The organism is Gimesia benthica (genome assembly GCF_009720525.1).
Taxonomy (GTDB): Bacteria; Planctomycetota; Planctomycetia; order Planctomycetales; family Planctomycetaceae; genus Gimesia; species Gimesia benthica.
In genome coordinates this window covers 4,070,559-4,086,922 of the sequence record NZ_CP043930.1, presented here as the reverse complement: position 1 = coordinate 4,086,922, position 16,364 = coordinate 4,070,559, and the positions used below count along the sequence as shown (strand labels likewise).

11 protein-coding genes are annotated in these 16,364 nt (G+C 47.1%); 7 read left to right on the top strand and 4 right to left on the bottom strand.

The window, feature by feature from the left end; genetic code table 11:
- Positions 1-21: 21 nt before the first annotated feature.
- Complete coding sequence (locus F1728_RS15680; RefSeq protein WP_194242389.1) at positions 22-1,290, bottom strand: type II secretion system F family protein; 1,269 nt, start codon at positions 1,288-1,290, stop codon at positions 22-24.
- Positions 1,290-2,498 carry a type II secretion system F family protein gene (locus F1728_RS15675; protein WP_155364912.1) on the bottom strand — a complete coding sequence of 403 codons (1,209 nt, stop codon included), beginning with the start codon at positions 2,496-2,498 and terminating at the stop codon, positions 1,290-1,292. Before F1728_RS15675 ends, F1728_RS15680 begins: the two co-directional genes overlap by 1 nt.
- A gap of 297 nt (positions 2,499-2,795) precedes the next feature.
- Between F1728_RS15675 and asnS the strand changes: the two genes are divergently transcribed.
- On the top strand, positions 2,796-4,187 hold the full coding sequence (gene asnS, locus F1728_RS15670; RefSeq protein WP_155364911.1) for an asparagine--tRNA ligase: 1,392 nt from the start codon (positions 2,796-2,798) through the stop codon (positions 4,185-4,187).
- Between the two features lie 10 nt (positions 4,188-4,197).
- On the opposite strand, the gene F1728_RS15665 is transcribed toward asnS, so the two are convergent.
- Positions 4,198-5,061, bottom strand: a complete 864-nt coding sequence (locus F1728_RS15665; RefSeq protein WP_155364910.1) for an alpha/beta hydrolase family protein — start codon at positions 5,059-5,061, stop codon at positions 4,198-4,200.
- Positions 5,062-5,448: 387 nt separating this feature from the next.
- Here F1728_RS15665 and F1728_RS15660 point away from each other — a divergent pair, with 387 nt between their 5' ends.
- Positions 5,449-7,065 (top strand): hypothetical protein, encoded by a 1,617-nt coding sequence (locus F1728_RS15660; RefSeq protein WP_155364909.1) that lies wholly within the window; start codon positions 5,449-5,451, stop codon positions 7,063-7,065.
- A 56-nt stretch (positions 7,066-7,121) separates the two neighbouring features.
- Complete coding sequence (locus F1728_RS15655) at positions 7,122-8,576, top strand: phage portal protein (protein ID WP_155364908.1); 1,455 nt, start codon at positions 7,122-7,124, stop codon at positions 8,574-8,576.
- Here the strand turns inward: F1728_RS15655 and F1728_RS15650 are convergent.
- A complete protein-coding gene (locus F1728_RS15650; RefSeq protein ID WP_155367403.1) occupies positions 8,573-10,084 on the bottom strand; it encodes a sodium:solute symporter family transporter in 1,512 nt (503 codons plus the stop codon). The two genes, F1728_RS15655 and F1728_RS15650, sit on opposite strands and share 4 nt — an antisense overlap.
- A gap of 363 nt (positions 10,085-10,447) precedes the next feature.
- Here F1728_RS15650 and F1728_RS15645 point away from each other — a divergent pair, with 363 nt between their 5' ends.
- From F1728_RS15645 to F1728_RS15625, 4 genes are all read left to right on the top strand, one after another.
- Positions 10,448-11,671, top strand: coding sequence for an aminotransferase-like domain-containing protein (locus F1728_RS15645; RefSeq protein WP_155364907.1), 1,224 nt, complete (start codon positions 10,448-10,450; stop codon positions 11,669-11,671).
- 1,488 nt (positions 11,672-13,159) lie between these two features.
- On the top strand, positions 13,160-14,380 hold the full coding sequence (locus tag F1728_RS15635) for a hypothetical protein (RefSeq protein ID WP_155364905.1): 1,221 nt from the start codon (positions 13,160-13,162) through the stop codon (positions 14,378-14,380).
- Between the two features lie 88 nt (positions 14,381-14,468).
- On the top strand, positions 14,469-15,743 hold the full coding sequence (locus F1728_RS15630; RefSeq protein WP_155364904.1) for a phage major capsid protein: 1,275 nt from the start codon (positions 14,469-14,471) through the stop codon (positions 15,741-15,743).
- Positions 15,744-15,802: 59 nt separating this feature from the next.
- The gene (locus F1728_RS15625; RefSeq protein ID WP_155364903.1) at positions 15,803-16,315 is read left to right on the top strand and encodes a hypothetical protein; all 513 of its coding nucleotides are present in this window, start codon (positions 15,803-15,805) and stop codon (positions 16,313-16,315) included.
- The last annotated feature ends 49 nt before the right edge of the window (positions 16,316-16,364 follow it).

The following is a 16,364-nucleotide window of genomic DNA, read 5'->3' as shown; positions in this document are numbered from 1 at the left end:
TCGTCAAACTTTCAAAATGGACTATGAGAGATCATTTAATAATTTGATCATTGGTAAATAGACTGCCACGATCGGAATGCCCAATAAAAACAACATTCCAGATATCAGCACAGGCTGCAGGATGAATATCAGTGTGCCTGTTTTCAAATCTGCTTTGGTCTGATAGATGTTACTGCTGGCACGCAAAGACTCAACGAAGACCTGTGGGTGGTCCTGCCAGCGAAATATATGAATAAAACTTTTCGTAAAATGTGGAGAACTTTGAGCGGATTCCATCAGGCTGAACCCCGCATTGGTCCGTTTAATCAGAACTTCACACCCCGCGATCAGGTTTGGATCACGCGTCATCTGAGCCGCCAACATGAGTGCTTCGGGTAATTTCACCCTGGCATCAATCAGGCCAGCCAGCATGCGGCAGAATTGAGAGATCGAAGTATTACTCAAAATAGAACCAAACACGGGTATTTGATTCAGTAGCCGGCGTCTCAAGGCACGCTTCTTCAGAAAATCAAAACTGAACCAGATTAGTAACATCCCGCCAATAATAATGAGCGCAATCTTGAATCCGTGCTTTGTTAACAGATCAGCGAAACTGATCATCAGAACTGTCAGCCTGGGAAGCTCAGTGCCGAAGTCTTCAAAAAGTGATTTGAAATTCCCAACGATGATCGTCATCAGAAAGTAGAACAAAATCAAAGAACCAAGAATTAATACGATTGAATAGAAAAAAGATGTCAGCAATTTATGCCTTGCCTGTCTGCGCTGTCTCTCGCTGGCAATATAATCTTCAATCACAGACTCTAGTTTTTCTGTACCAGCGGAGACATGAATCAAGGTCGCAAGGTTTTGTGGTACCGATTGCAAATGCCGTTGGAAGGTATCTTCTTGAGATCTCCCCTGCTCCAGGTCTAATGCCATCTTCTGAAAAGTTTGTGCCAGGTTGCTTGATGGCGATTCTTCCGCCAGTGTTCGTAAACTGGCGGACAATGGCAACCCCTCTATTTGAGGCTGTTTTTTGTTTCGGATCGAGTCTAGATAATCAGTGCTAACGTCCCAAACAGCTTTACCGTAGTCCTCTAATGACTCTCCCTCAAATTCAATAATATCAACAGCATCACCATCGCTGAATTCTGACTCTGAAGTCTGACTTGACTCGATCAAATCAACTCGAACAACTTTCAGTCCCTGCTCCATCAGCTTGATACGGGCAGACTCATCACTGCGTGCATTTACAAAGCCGCTGACTTCCTGACCATCAGAATTAATACAGAGATAGGAATACTTTTTCATTAGACCGAAGGACTTCCCAGCATTTTCAAAATCTCGACGAAGGGTAAAAATACTAGCAGTGCATAACAGACTGTAATACCACCTGCGACTAATACGACTAATCCCACAGGGACGATGTTTTTGATCCATTCAATACGGTTTAATACGCGCGTCTGATAAACACGGGCAATTTCGGACATGATATCCGGCAGGCGATTTTGATGTGCGGGATTCATCAACATGGATTGAATATATCCAGGTAATTCTGCTGCAGACTGAATACTGCCTTTAATTCCCTCACCCTGTTCAAGTTTTTCCGCCACTGCACGGACCTGATTGATCATTTTCGAATTGCCTGTACATTCTGCTGCGAGTACGAGTGAATCAGATAAAGGAATATGATATGAAAGCAAAACTCCGGCCATTTCCGCAAAAGTGGAATAGTTCATATCGAGCACCAACCTGCGATAGCCGGGGACCCACCCATATGCAATGTTGGCTGCCAGAGATTTCAAACCAGACTGATTGACTTCTCGAGACAACATGAATGAATGCCGACTGAATTTCCAGCTGAAAAGCAAGACCAGAAATACCGCTGGAATCAGTATGAACCAGTTCTGGTAAAATCCGAACAGGCTCATGAGCGTGTTCATCACTAAAGTATTTTTGAGCTGAAATATCTCATTCGCGGTGACCAGTTCTGGAAAAATAATGAAACAGACAAACAGCGAAAGCATAAAGGCGATAATCAAAATTATCACTGGATAGATCAATGCTGATCCGAGTTCGCGCCGCAAATCCATCCTGGCGCGAGCAAATGAAGCAAAGGATGTCAGCGCTTCCGGCAAACGCCCCATTTTGATTCCTGATTTGATGAGCGCGACGTAGGTAGACGGTAACTGGATCGCTTCGGACTGGACAGCCTCATCCAGAGAAGCTCCTTCCTCAATTTTTTGCAGCAGATGCCTGATGAAGTTCTGCGAATCCGCTTTCAAATATTTTGCGGCATTTCTGAGCCCTTCATCTAACGGAATCCCAGTACGGACCATCGCAGCCAACTCATCATTGAGATCAGCTAAACTTTCAGCTGATACGCTCTGGGATTTGGGTTGTTTCGAGTTCATCATGAATGTTGTTATCTCACCGGCCACCACGACAACATGTGTTCCTGTGTCCATTCTAGGCTGAAATGGTCCGACCCGCCAGCGCAGACCGCCAGATGTGATCAAAACAAATCATCTGAAATGTCAGTACTACCTCGGACCTATTTCCCTCTGATGACCCTGTCTCTAAAGGATTTTGTCTATAAACATCGAAAATACACCATTTTCTGTCACCAGAGTCTCTGGGCCCCCCCATAAAACTATAATTCTGATTTACGAGAGCAAGTACCCGGCTCGATTACAGTTTACAGATTGAAGACCGCAGATTACAAAGAGGAATAACTTCCAGACCGCACTGGAGTTATTAAATATCGATCAGGATGACAGCCAGCTCACAGGCTTGTATTACGGAAAGACCTCCACATGATTCGTACCAAAATTAAAGCAGCACTGCATACATCCCAGCCCGGCGAAACAATCAAGGTATCCGGGTGGGTCCGCACACGCCGAGATTCGAAGAGTGGCTTTTCCTTTGTTGAGCTCAATGATGGCAGCTGCATGTCTAATTTACAAATCGTCATCGATCAAAGCGTTCCAGACTATGAAACGTTGATCAAAGATGTCACCACCGGTTCCAGTATCGCAGTCACTGGAATAGTGAATGAATCACCGGGTAAGAATCAGCGAATAGAGCTGCATGCTGAATCGTTTATTCTATATGGAACTGCAGACGCTGAAAGTTACCCTCTCCAGAAGAAACGACACAGCTTCGAGTTTCTCAGAGAAATTGCCCACCTGCGTCCCCGCACCAATACCTTTGGAGCCATTACCCGCGTCCGCAATGAAGCTGCATATGCAATTCATCGCTTCTTTCAGTCCAGAGGGTTTGTCTATATTCAGACTCCGATTATTACCACCAGTGACTGCGAGGGAGCAGGCGAAATGTTTCAGGTCACTACACTCAACCTGGAACGTCTGGCGCAAGTTCAGACCGAAATCGACTTTTCTCAGGATTTTTTCGGTAAACCAGCTTCTCTGACAGTCAGCGGTCAACTGGAAGCAGAAATTTTTGCCACCTCACTCGGTGAGTGTTATACCTTCGGCCCAACATTCCGTGCAGAGAATTCAAATACATCCCGTCATCTCGCTGAATTCTGGATGATTGAGCCTGAAATGCCCTTCTATGATCTTGAAGACAACATGGCACTCGCAGAAAGTTTTGTCAGAACTGTCATTGGGGATGTTCTGCAGAACTGTCCTGAAGACATGGAGTTTTTCAACCAGCGTATCGATCAGACTACATTAGAAAAACTGCACAACATTACCGAAAACGAATTCATTCGGCTCTCTTATACCGAAGCCATCGAGATTCTCAAATCCTGCGGAAAGCAGTTTGACTTCCCCATCGACTGGGGCAGTGATATGCAGTCCGAACATGAACGATACTTAACTGAGGAACACTTTAAACAACCCGTCATCGTTTACAATTACCCCCGAACGATCAAACCCTTCTACATGCGTTGCAATGACGATGGTAAAACCGTCTGTGCTATGGACGTACTTGTTCCAGGTGTTGGTGAGATAATCGGAGGAAGTCAGCGCGAAGAACGCTACGATGTTCTCATTGATCGTATGCGGGAAGGTGATCTAAACCCCGAAGACTACTGGTGGTACACCGACTTACGGAAGTACGGTACAGTCCCTCATTCAGGCTTCGGACTCGGGTTTGAGCGTTTGATTCAGCTACTGACCTCAATGACAAATATCCGTGACTGTATCCCCTTCCCCAGAACTCCTAAAAACGCGGAATTCTGATCCGGCAAAATCATTTAGACTGCCCCTGTAGATGTTTTTGGAACCACTCAACGACAGCCTGGCTGGCGCGCGTCTGATCATCCCCTTTAAAACCATGAGCCGCCTTTTCAATAACCAGTAACTCAGCCGGGACGTTTTTCTCCTTAAACTGCTGCATGATGTTTTCACTATGGCTGATGGGAACCAGTTTGTCCTGGTCACCATGAATCAACAGAGTCGGCGAATCATCGGGAGTGACTTGCAGAAGCGGGGAGAAATCATCAGCGAGTTCCTTGTCAAACTGTAGTGCAGGAAACCGCTGGTAATAGGGAGATGTTTCTTCAACGAACTCACGCAAGTCAGTAGGAGGATAATAGGCAGCAACTGCAGCCACGCGATCACTCTGTTGTAACACCTTATCTTTTGCGTCCGGTTCCCCCTGATCCGATGTCGTCCCAAGTATCAGTGATAAATGCCCTCCGGCACTTCCACCCCAAACCCCCAGTCGGTTGGGATCCACACCGTATTCTTTCGCATGCAGACGAATGAACCGCACACTTCTTCTCACATCCTCGACCACTTCCGGGATTTTGAATTTAGGGCTGCTGCCATGCCTGACACAAAATACTGTAAAACCGCTATCTAATAATGGCTTAAACCACGACAACATATTTTGAGGCTCCGTCCAGCGCGAATACCATCCGCCACTAACCATGAAAAGTACGCCAGCGCCGTTCGGCTTCTCGGGTTGGAACACATCGAATGTCAGTGCCATTCCAAATTTATGCCCATAAACGACGTCCGGAATTATTTTGACTTCTTCTTCCGCCTGAGCAACTGACTGCGCAGGCATAACTAGTGAAAAGAGTACTAAGGTAGCGAATAAGATTTTCATATGTTGGTTTCCTCAGGCAATTCATACCCATTTGAGGTTGAGGTGAATTCCACTTGTTTCACTCTAAGCGAAGTTGCATTAAACCTTAAAAGAATAAGGTAAAACTTCAGCTGTTCACTTTATTCACGTGTTGTTTGATTATCTTGACTTACCCCCGCAGATCGCAAGGATTTACGAAAATAATTCGTGGGTCAATATGCTGTTCTCCAGAGAGCTTTCATCGCTGTGATACTGGCTGAATGAAAAAGAATCAGTTTCCCACCACGTCTCTTTCTTACATTTTACCTGAAAATAATTGGTGACGGGTTGAATTCTTCTGAGCAGAATCAGTTTGCAGCCTGCGAGCAGCAACATAGAAAACGTACACAGAATGGTGATGACACCAATTTGGATTCCGCCATTGAACAAGCCCGAACAGGTCAGATTCGCCACTACGTTGAAATACAATGGCCTGGTGTCCAACTGGATGAATGGCAATGGGACATTCTGGAGTCTCTATTCGATCCCACTATTCGCCGCGTATTCGTCAAAGGTAACACCGGTTGTGGTAAGGGAGCTGCTGCAGGAATTGCCTGTTGCACTTACTTTCATATCTGGGACGATGCCAAAATTGTAATTACGCGAGACTCACTCAGGATGGCTCAGAAAATTGCCTACGGGGAAGTCGATAAATGGTGGAGACGGATGACGGTAAAGCCACCAGGGAAATTGTTGACTTCGGGAATTTATGATCATCAACAGCATTCTATTTCCCTGGCTAACCCTAAGCATATTGAAGGTTTCAGAGGCGCACACTCGCCACATGTTCTTTTCTGGTTTGATGAGGCAACGGCCCCGAATCTCGAAGACAAATATAAACTAGCCAACACTCAGGCAAAAAAATTTCTGGCTCTCTCCAATCCATCCACACTTTCGGGATCATTTCGAGATGCCTTTCCGAGTATAGAACCAGATCGCACCCAAACTATTGTGGACCAATATGGTAAAACACGCTGTATCACCGTCAGTGGCTGGGAATGCACAAATGTGAAAGAGACCTGCCTGGAACAACCAGTCGCCCCCTTGGGTGGTATCAAAATCGGAAGCAGGTTCTATTCGCATGGTACGTCGATTGAAACCAAAGACTTCGAACAATGTAAGCCCCGTATTCCCGGACAGACGTGCTACGACGAATTTATATCCTTATTAAACGATCCGGATCCACTCATTCGTAATGTATATGCACTAGGCAAGTTTCCGGATCAGGATCCTGAGAAACAGGTCATTCTCTCAGACTGGCTGGTAGAACCTGTCTCATTCTGGACACGCTGGCATCATCTCTGGCGACGTGCTACGGAAAACCAACACAAGTCTGCAATTCATCTGTTGAATCAGATTATTCCAGTTGAGGGTTTTGGACTGGATGTCGCCGCTTCCCGATTTGGAGATACCTCAGTCCTTGCCGTCGGTGGCAGGTACGGTATCCGAGCCATCCATGAATGCCAGTTCGCAGATACACAGCAGACGCTCGAGTGGGTAATCGAAACCGCAATGACATACGGAGTTGATCTAGAACAGGGAATTGTTCCGTTGGCCATCGACTGGGGAGGGGGTTATGGGAACGCAGTCGGTGATCCTCTAAAAAATCGAAACGTACATGTGATCGAAATTCACAGTAATTCAGCAAGTGATATCGATACTCAAAAATATGCCAACAAACGGGCCGAACTCTACGGAGAGGCTGCAAGACGCCTTGACCCGGCGGGGGACTTCCGCATGATACCATTCGCTTTGCCTGATAATGAACGCCTGCGGGCAGAACTGATAGCACCTCAGAAAATATACTCCGGGCATGACGGTGAAAAATTTTATATCACCCCCAAAGGACGGCGAGGGTCTGACGAAAACTATCAGGGCAAAACGTTGAGGGAGACATTGGGACGTTCTCCCGATCGGGCTGATGCAGTCGTCTACTGTCTCTGTGCGCTACGTGATCAATCCCGGCGAAGACTGATTGTTGCCTGATAAATTCAGCAGACAAAATGAAATATACTCCTTTATCAATCTAAGGATAGTAAAACATGTGGAACCCCTTCAAACAGCTTGCCGCACGATTCAAATCAAACCGGTTCGCAGTCGCACTGCGAACCGCACTCGGGACTGGCCAACCAGGCAGATGGCACAGTGACCATCGAGAGGAGTCAGAACAGTTCACTGGTTGGACGTTTGTTGCAATTCGGGCAATTTGCCTGCAGGCTATGCAAGCTTCGGTGGCTGTCTACGATGACACTGTAAATAATTCCAATCAAAAATTGTTCCGACGCCACCTGAGAATGGACGCTGGATATGGACTTACACGAAGCTTGTATGCCGGTGAAGCCGGTGCGTCCATTCCTCTGTCGAACGATCATGCGCTTTGCCAGATTCTCAAACACCCCAATCCCACTCAATCGGGTGCAGCCTTCCGCTATGAGCGTGTCTTACAACTCCAACTGACTGGGACAAGTATCGTCTGGAATGTGCCCAATCAGTTTGGGAAGACTGTCCACCGTTATGTAATTCCCACCGCGATCGCGTCGCCAGTTGCCCCTTCAACAGATATGCCTGAAGGCGGCTATAGGATACAGACACCTTCGTCGCGCTATGATCTTGACTACTTTTCAAGTTACTCCAGTTCACACCATCTACTGCAGCAGGTATTGGGAAAAGTCATCCCACTCTCACAGCTACAGATCACGCGATGGCCCCATCCACTTTACCAGGACGACGGACAATCTCCTGTCAGCGCGGGTGCCCGCTGGATCGACTCAGCCAATCAGATCGATGCAGCTCGTTGGGCTCAGATGAATAATGGAGCCGATCCATCAATTGTCGTCACCTGCGGAAAGGATATGCGCCCAACCAGAGAAGAACTTGAAGCCGCAGCCGCGATGTTTGATCAAAAATATGGGGGTACTGAAAATACAGGCAAGGCGATCTTTACAACCGGTGAGCAAGTCGTCTCACTTACGGCCACTCCCCGGGAGATGGACTACAACGCTTCATTCGTCGAATTTAGAGATGCGATTCTGGCTTTACATGGGGTCCCTGGAATTGCTGCAGGAATCTCAGATGGTGGAAGTTATGCCGCTTTTTACGCCAGTTTAAAGCAGTTCATTTCTCTGACTGTTCAACCCATTCTGGATTTACTGGCAGAAGATGATACGGAGCATCTCGCCCCTCAGTTCGGGAGGAACCTGACCATTGAAATCGAAGCGACCCAAATTGATGATCCAGATCTGCTGGAAAAGCGTCTGGCGACAGATATTCGAGCCCAGATTATCAAAGTAGACGAATTGCGGGCGATTCGTGGGCTACCGCCTCTTGGTCCAGAAAATGGGGGGGACCAAATTGTCAGCGCCGACCGAAAGCAACCTGTTCACTCTGAATCACAAACAGAAGATCATACTACGGCCCCCAGTCTACCACCGGGAAAAAGCCTGATGGATGCGTTACACCTGCGTGCTGATCCCACATTGATGAATGGGGCAAATTAATCGGAAGTCAGATCCCGTTTTACTCCCGACTTCTTTTGTTGTGCACTGGCGATGAGATAACTGACCAGGCAACCGCTGGCGATATTTACTGAAACCGCGGCCGGTGCAATCCATTGAAAACTGATCGGATCAGGCATATCAGAGGTGTAATTTTCGATAAAAATAGGTCCTGAAAAAGCAATCAACACGGCAGTCGTCGTTCCCAATACTGCCCCGACCAGTACGCCGGCGGGCTTGGAAAAAGGGATAAAAAGAGCAAAAAAGAAGAGGCAGAAAATAGGGGTGGTCAATAAGTTCGCGGTTTTATTCGTCACAGCAGTGATGTTTCCTGGAATACTTCCCATCAATGAACTGGACAGAACCACGATGACTCCAATTCCCAAGGCCAGCAGACGTGCTGATAAAACATGACCCCGTTCTGTTTTAGGCTTGAAACCAAATCGATCCAAAAAGTCTGTCATTACGACTGCTGTGATGGAGTTCACGCCGGAATCGATGCTGGACATGGCTGCTGCAAACATCGCTGAAACTACACACCCTGAGATTCCAACAGGAAGATGATTTGCAATGTAATGCGGGAAAAATTTATCCGCGTCTTTTTTGAGCTCCATACCGGCAGGAATTTCACTCGGAAACGCATTGAAATACCCCAGCAACGCAAAACCAACCATCGCCAGCGTCAATGACACAACCACTGAAACGGTCAGTTGGATAGCCAGAGATCGTCGTGCTGCTACTGCATCCCGGGTCGACATGAATCGCTGCACGGAAACCTGGTCTCCACACATGGTAGCGACATACCAGATCAGAATAGACAAAAATGTGCCGACATATGTCACGCGTGTCGCCGGATCAGTACTGAAAAATGGCTGTGTATCCCAGTTAGAGTCCCACTGCGTAGGAAACCAGCTGAAGCCCCCCAGGTGGTAAGTAATGGTGGCAATCACCAGCAAGGCTCCACCAAACAATAGAATCGTCTGGATTAAATCGGTGATGACCACAGCACGTAAGCCCCCCAGGGAGGTATAAATAATGGCCACCAACCCTGTACCCAGAACGATATAGGGAATCCACTCCTCTCCGACATTCAACATTGTCGTGATCGCTTTTGCTGTCAAATAGACCAGCAACGACATCCAGATTAATCGCAAGCCCAGGAACATGACTGCTCCCAGCATACGAATACCGAGCCCCAGTTTTTCTTCCAGAAGTTCGTATGCACTGGTAACCCGACTTTTCATATATACCGGCAACATCACATAACCAACAATGATGAAAATGAAAGGCATTGCCAGGTCTTTGACCAGATAGACGGGCCCTTTTCCCAGAATTTCTCCTGGAGTAGAGAGATAAGTGATTGTACTCAGGAGTGTGGCAAAGAGAGAAACACCGATCAGAAACGGATTCATCTGACCGCTGCCCACAAAATATTCAGAAGTATCTTCCTGCCCTCGACTGAAGTACCAGCCCAGAAATATCGTGAGAATTGCGTAAACGGCTATGATCATCCAGTCGACCGGATGCAGACCCGTGTTTATAGGCAAGGGCTCAGCAGCTGATTCTGCTGCCGAAAGTGGAGTATTCAGAGAAAAGACGATGGACAGAGTCGCAATGGAAATAAACAATTTCAAGATGTGGTTTCCTGCTCTGAATACGAATTAAGTATCATGGGTGGAGTGAGCTGCAGCAGACCTGTCTTCAGGCAAATTTATATTTCAGTATGCTGACAATGAACCCTGATTTCAATTCAGTCACCTCAAAGTTCATGGTAAATCAGGAGGATCAAGATTATGCTGAATTCTATACCGATGTGCTGATTCAAACTTTATTTGCGGGTAAAAGCAAGTTCCATTTCCCAGAGGCCATGCACCATGTCCACGCGCAGTAATATCAGTTTCAGTAAAAAAAGAACCTGGAGCCACGATTTACCCATCAGTTTTCTCATGCAGCAGGGTGTAGAAAATCCGGGGGTTCTGTCTCTGGCAGCAGGCCTGGTCGACCAGAGTAGCCTCCCGATAGAATCCACCAGGCAGGCCCTGGAGAGCCTGTTCACCACCCCCAAAATGGGACTGGAAGCATTACAGTATGGAACGACGGCTGGATCAGTCGCTTTAAGAACATTGCTGCTGTCCCATATATCTAATCTGGAACAAAAACCAGCTGACGAGCTGGGAATCACTTTGGATAATATCATTGCCACCACAGGCTCACAGCAGTATCTGTCTCTGGTCGGTGAGATATTGCTCGATCCCGGTGACATCTGCCTGGTTGCAGCTCCTACCTATTTTGTCTTTCTGGGTGTACTCCAAGGACTGGGAGCGCGCATCGTATCTGTCGAAACAGATGAATTCGGTATGCGAATGGACTCACTCGAATCAACGCTCGACATGCTGGAGTCCCAGGGGGATCTGGCAAAAGTCAAGATGATCTACGTAGTAAGCGATTATGAAAATCCTTCCGGTCTCTCCCTGTCGATTGATCGGCGACAGCAGATTGTCGACATCGCACGCAAGTGGTCAAAGTCACAACGTATCTTCATCCTGGAAGACCTCGCCTATCGTGAACTCTGTTATGACGGCCCCGTAACACCGAGTATACGTAGCTTCGATCCTTCCGGCGATAATGTCATTCTCACACAAACTTTTTCCAAAAGTTTTTCCCCCGGTTTAAGAGTGGGCTTTGGGGTTGCCCCGCTTGAAGTTTGCGCTGCCATACGCGACAAGAAAGGAAATGATGACTTTGGATCTACGAATCTGAGTCAGCATATTTTAACTCGCGTGATGAGCGATCATTTATACTACGACCACGTTGCAACCCTCCGAAATGTGTATCGCGAAAAACGAGACTGCATGCTGGAAGCCGCCGATGAATATTTTTCAGATATTCCTGGTGTTCATTGGGTACATCCAAATGGGGGACTCTACGTCTGGATGACCCTGCCCGAGTCAATTGAAACCGGGTTCCAAAGTCCTCTCTTCGAACGCGCTGTACATACAGAGAAAGTAATGTATGTTCCCGGCGAATTATTTTATGCTGTTGACCAAGGTCTCCCGCCCGATGAACAGCTGGCCCCACAAAAAATCACATGCGGTTAACGTTTGGTGTTCAAAACCCGGAAGGAATCCGGGAAGGCATGCAGCGGCTGTCCAACGCCGTTAAGTCTTTTTCCTGATAGCAGTTACGCAGTATTTTTTAGTCAGTTTTTTTTCCAAAGAGTACTGAATCAGGAATAAACTCAAGCGAGTTTGCTGATTACGCCGATTATAGCGATAGCGTTATTTTCAGTTCAAAGACATGCGTCTTGTGTCGTTATTCAATTTCGCCAGCTCCTTCTTGGTAAGTTAGAAAACGAATGGGCATTTGTGATTCCTGCCATTCTGGTTGTTGTCGCTCTTTTGCAGTTCCGATATCCGGTGCAGACATCCATCATTTCACTCATCGCCAGAACTTGAATTTCTGGGATTTCGCCTGTCGCTGGGAAGACACCGAAGGACTCATCTCACGTAACCTGGCACCTCATTTTCTGTTTGAGGACGATCCTGAAACCCCTTTCGTGATTTGCCTGAAACACATCCCCAGCAGTTCATTCCCCGGAACTACAAAATGCCGATTTCTGATGGAATGCCTTCCTGATGATGAGCATCCCAAAGGGCTGGGCCGCTGCAGAATCTACCAAAATCGCCCTCAAACCTGTCGCTGCTTTCCGGCTAAATTGAATGCCTCTAATGAGCTGGCGATCCTGTATGATATTCCTTCTAATGGTCGAGATGGCGAACCTGCCTATGACCTCTGTTCTCGACAATGGACGGCTTCTGACCTGGATCCCAATGACACGATCCAGAGCCTGGTGATTGCCAGATACGAAATGACATTCTTCAGTAAAATCGCTATGATCTGGAATCAGGCCCCCGGCGCATGGAATCAATTTCCAGATTTTATTGACCGTATTTATTCAAATCGAATTGCCTCGGAGACACAAGAGGACACCTCAGCTGATACAGTTGGAGTCTCTGACAACTCTGAATCCCATAAACGTGCAGCTTGATCGCTCCGTAACTCCCTCGCTTTATCAGGTGCGTCAGCCCCGATTAAGCTGAGTCTTTCATCCGGCTCTCTGCTATTCAGTCCGATTAGTTTGCAGATTGAGCCATCTTATTCAACACTCTCAGATTCAAGACGACTACTCTGAATTCTCTTAAAGTATTGAAAGAGTTCAGAGTCATAATGATCTTGCTGCCAGAGAGACTCTTCGAATGCCATGCATCTCGTTCGCCTATCGATTCCTGCACACGGCGCAGGCCAAACCAGGCACTGATCATTCACCAACTGACTTGGTATAAAAAAAGAAAAAACCGAATCGAATCTTATTGACCCCGCGGAGCCGAATCTTAAAACACTGCCCTGTCGCAAATAAATAGTTCTACTCAACGGGGCAAACTGTGAATAATTCAAAAGCGGACAATTCTTTACAGACGATTCTTAAAGACCGAACACAGAAATTCGGTTCCTTCTGCAGTTTCGCTGATCAGTCGTCTGACCTCTCACTCCTTTGTCATACTCAACCAGTCGTAGACGTACGACTGATGTCGGCGCGAGCTGTCATCAACACTCCACGCGAAGACCGAGAAGGTGACGTAATCGTACCTCGAGGTGTTCATCTCGAAAATTATCGCAACAACCCAGTCGTTCTTTGGGAACATGGTCTGGGAGAACTCACACGCCCGATTGCCAAATGTCAGCAGCCCGACGGCAAACTCGCTCTGCATGTATCAGATCACGAAATTACAGCCACTTCATTTTTTACTGACAAGTGTCTGGAATCTTTACAGATATTCCACCTGATCGCAGAAGGCCTGGTGAGAGCAACTTCTGTGCGGGCCCTGCCCATCAAGTCTGCTATTAGAAAGACATCAAATGCAGGTTCGGGGATTATTCTCGAAGAATGGGAATTGATCGAGTGGTCCTGGGGGGCACTGGGAGTTAACCCCGATGCGATCGCTCGAACACTTGATCGAGGGACTATTGAAGGCCGGAAAATCACCGCACCGCTCTTGAAGTCACTTCAGGCAGTTTTACCTGCTGACCAGATCTCAATTCCAGGTTGGTCTGCTGCGAATAAGACGAATGTCGAAATCAGTCGATCCATTAAATCGACTGCCTCTCAACAGGCTCATCATCCACCACTTTCCGATTCTCCAAAAGAAGCACAGAGCATCTCATTTAAGTCTGCATCTAATGAAACCTGTGAAGCGGAAATAGAGGTTAAAGACAAAAACCAGCGGATACCATTAGGCGCTCAACTGCTTCGATTCATTTCAGACTCGATCAGTCAGTTAACAGATCAGGTGAGTTCTACAGAAGCAATTCTGGAAAACGAACGAATTCAACAACGTCTGAAACCTTTTCTTCAGGCACTTCAAGACGAACAGAATGATCTGAACCAACTTTATCAGAAAATATATAAGCATCTCCCTTCCCAGAGTGACTCTGAGCACACTCCTCAGAGTCCTGATTCAATGAAAAGCCCACTCCACTCAGAGTTTCCACTTTTGGTTAAGGAGACACAACTAAACAGATTCGCAAATAGTATGGGATCACCTCAACTTCAGAATTACAAAACACTGAGAGGTTCAAGCGATCAGCGTCAGTTGATGGAGAAAATCCTGAAGGAAATCCAGTTACAAAATGACGCACCAGTCAGCATCAGTAATCAGAAACTTGAAGAGCATGTTGAGTCACTTTCGAAATCACTAGCGGTGCTTCAACAAAAGATCTGCGATCTACTACCTGCTCAGAAAAAGTAGTTTGACAGTCTCATTTATGCGAAATCGCAGTCGCTGCTTTCTGTAAACCACCATCTTCACCCTTCGTTCTATTAGAAAGGACATTCATATGTCTGATACTCTTGAGGAAAAAGTAAAGTCCCTCTCTTCCAACATCGAAAGTCTCACCAAAAGTGTCGATCAGTTAAACGCCCCCGATATCAGTGGCCTTCGACATGATGCACAGGGCAGATTGACCAGCTATTGGGAACAGGAGGAAGAAAACTCCACCAGCTCGAAAAATGTAAAGCAACAACGTATCAAATCAATGCGTACTTTTCCCAGCGGATATCAACCTTATTCCGAATTTAAATCTTTCGGAGAATTTATTCGCTGCGGTTTCAAAGATCGAAGCGAGCTGATCTCAAAAACAAAGAACTCCTGGGGTAAGTGCAAAGCGATCCAGGGAATGTCGGAAGTTGTTGGAGCGGATGGTGGAATCGCAATCTTACCTGAATTTCATCAGGAGATTTTGACCCACATCTACCAGAACGACATTTTCAGTCGCACCGACCACTACCAGGTAGCCGGTAATAATATGACCTTTCCAACGGATCCAGAATCCAGTCGATCCGATGGTTCGCGCGCTGGTGGTCTGCGTGCCTACTGGGTTGGAGAGGGAGATCCCCTCACGGGTGCGGCTCCCAAGCTCGGTGAGACGACATTAAAACTCAATAAGCTGGCTGTTCTTGTTTATCTTACGGAAGAGCTTATCAACGATAACGGCCTGGCACTCGAAGCGTATGTCAATAAAAAAGTGACTGAAGAAATGGAATTCATGCTCGGGGAATCCATCTTCAACGGAAACGGAGTTGGAAAACCACTCGGAATCATGCAATCATCTGCCCGGGTGACGGTTCCCAAAGAGTCAGGACAGGCAGCGAACAGTATCGTCGCTGAGAACATCCTGCATATGTGGAGCAGAATGCGGGCTTCCTCTCGCAAAAATTCTGCCTGGTTCATCAATCAGGACACTGAACCGCAACTTCATCAAATGAGCCTGGGAGTTTCTACCGCTGGAGGCCAGTTAGTTTATATGCCGCCTTCCGGTCTGTCAGAGGCATCTTACGCGACCTTAATGGGACGGCCCGTGATTCCCACTGAGTTTAATGAGACGCTCGGTACCGAAGGAGACATCATGCTCGCCAGTCTTGATGATTACATCACCATCAGCAAAGGAGGCATCGAACAGGCAGAATCGATGCACGTCGAGTTCCTGACTGACCAGCTGGCACTGAGGTTTATTATGCGTATTGATGGCAAACCCTGGGAAACTCAGCCATTGACTCCCTACAAAGGGACCGCAACGCAGTCCAGCTTTGTCACTCTGGCTACGCGAGCTTAATCCGGCCTTCCACACTGCACATTCATAATTTTCTACCTTAGATAAAAGGATTTAATTAAATGTTCAATCAGGAATTCTTAGAATCGCATGACATCATCCCCGCCTTCATGCCGGTTGACCTTTCTACGGCTGTCAATACGGGAGATCGGGTGAATCTTAAAAACTATGAACGTTGCGTTTTTGTCATGCTGGCTTCAATCGGAACTGCCGGCGATGACCCGGTTATATCAGCGCAACAACATGATGCGGCCTCTTCCGGTAATTCGAAAGCCCTGAATTTCACACGCATCCGGCACAAAGTCGGTGCGACTGACATCGACGCCATCGGCCAGTTCAGTCTGGTCGAGCAAGCAGCAGACGCCAGTTATGACTCAGCGACCATTGATAGTGCAGAAAATGAGTCGTTAATCGCCATCGAAGTCCAGGCCTCCGATCTGGACACAGATAACGGTTTCACTTTCGTTTCGTTCGATGTTACAGATGTCGGAAGTAATGCACAGCTTGGAACGGGCTTTTACATTCTGCAGGGAGCCGGATACGTGAATGAAATCAGGGATTCTGCAATTGCCTGATTCTCTTCATACCAGTTTCGTCATTTTTCTTTAAGGAGAGATCTCCATG